Here is a 2016-nt window from a genome sequence, read left to right on the forward strand (position 1 = left end):
CCGTATTCCGATAACGGTTCATTGGCATCGTTTTGATCCTTTTTGCTCATGGTAGGTTATATTTCTGTAAAGATATAAAAATTACCTGTTTTATTGTAAGGTAAAACGAGAAGGAGATGTAAAATATTTTTGGTATGCTTTTTGACAAAAGAAATCTCTGCTGCTGTAGCAGTTGTTCTTAAATTTCAGAGACGCTATTCTGCCGCAGCAAGAGTGGGTTTTTTATGGCAGGAATATGCTTCTGCCGCAGCAGAAGTGTTTTCTTTATGTTTAGAATGCTATCCTGCCGCAGCAGACCTTCTTTAGTGACGAGAGGAATGACCTTCTGCAGCCGCAGCCCTCCTTTAGTGGTAACAGTAATGTACTCCTGCCGCAGCAGCCCCTATTAGTGATGCCGGGAATGTACCCCTGCCGCAGCAGCCCCTATTAATGACGCCGGGAATGTACCTCTACAGCAGCAGCCTTCCATTTTTGATGACAGAAAAGCCATACTGCTACAGCAGGACGGATTGTGCAGAAGAGAAAAACTTTCCGGCAACAGCGGAAGGAATGATTTACAGTAACGCAGCCAGCGGATATTATAGACAGACTCTAATTATTTCGATCTGACTATATATATATTATGGTTTATTGTTATATTTAACCTGTCGTTTCAGACAGTAACTGATTACTCTGTATAACGGAAAAACAAATATTGCGCAGCCCCTATGCCTCAACAAAAATCCAAAGAGGACGAAATCAAAAACATGAATCTCCGGTCCGAGGAATTTAAGGAAATTCTTGGCCGGCCACCGCGCTGGACCATCCGCTGGGGAATTGCTCTGATCTTCATCATTATAGTCTTGTTGATCACAGGAAGTTGGTTTTTCAGATATCCCGATGTGGTTCCTTCTGAAATTGTGGTGACCACAGAACATCCACCCGCACCGATAGTTGCCAGAGCCACCGGCAAGATTGATCACCTGATGGTAAACGATAAACAACAGGTGGAAAAGGGACAGGCATTGGCTGTCATTGAAAATGCAGCTAACTACCGGGATGTTCTGAAGCTGGGCACATTGCTGGGAAACTTTGATGAAAGCATTCAATCCGGGAATATTGACCGGGAATGGACGGAACATAAATACAACCTGGGGGAAGTACAGTCTAAATATTCTCTTTTTTTAAAGCGATTTGAAAATTATGCACATTTCATCGAACTGGATTATCACCGGCAGAAAATCACATCCCTGAAAGAAGAACAGGAGCGGGCAAGGCAGCATTACCGTGAACTGATAAATCAAAAGGAAACGCTTGAGGAGGAATACCGGCTGGCCCGGAGTCAGTTTGAAAGAGATTCGCTGTTGTACGAAAAGGAAGTTATTCCTGAAGCAGAGTACGAAGAATCAGAGGCCAAATTACTTAATAAAAGGTATAACCTGGAGCAGATCGATGTGAGCATTAGCAGTGCGTGGGTGCAGCTTTCCCGCATTGATCAGAATATTCTGGAACTGGAGCTTCAGTATCAAAGGCAGAAGAAGGAATTGAAGTCCAATTTGATGGAAAGCTATGACAATTTAAAGGCTGCCATAGATGAATGGAAGCGGAAATATTACATGAAATCGCCCATCAGGGGTCAGGTTACTTTCACTCAGTATTGGAGTGAGAATCAGCATATAGAAACCAGCAAGCGTGTTATGACTATAATTCCTGAAAATGAGGGCGAAATCATTGGTAAGATGACTTTGCCTTTCCGGGGAGCAGGCAAAGTGCAAGAAGGGCAGCCCGTAAACATTGAGTTTGCCAATTATCCCCCTATGGAATACGGTATGGTAAAAGGAGTGGTTCGTTCCATTTCCCTGATACCGGAAAATCAGTCATACACCGTGGAAGTGGCCCTACCCAACGGCCTGACTACCTTTTACGGGGAGAAGCTTGAATTTTCGCAACAGATGCAGGGCAGGGCAGAGGTCATTACAAAAGAAACCCGTTTATTGGAGCGAATTGTAAGACCTCTGAGATATGTGGTGAACAAGA

The 2016-nt window shown here is 43.8% G+C and carries 1 protein-coding gene; it reads left to right on the forward strand.

Annotation, left to right across the window (positions count from 1 at the left end):
- Positions 1-707: 707 nt before the first annotated feature.
- Positions 708-2016, forward strand: a 1309-nt coding sequence (locus tag KGY70_09515) for an HlyD family efflux transporter periplasmic adaptor subunit (protein ID MBS3775414.1), incomplete at its 3' end; no start/stop codon positions are given.

The organism is Bacteroidales bacterium (assembly GCA_018334875.1).
Lineage (GTDB): Bacteria > Bacteroidota > Bacteroidia > Bacteroidales > UBA12077 > JAGXLC01.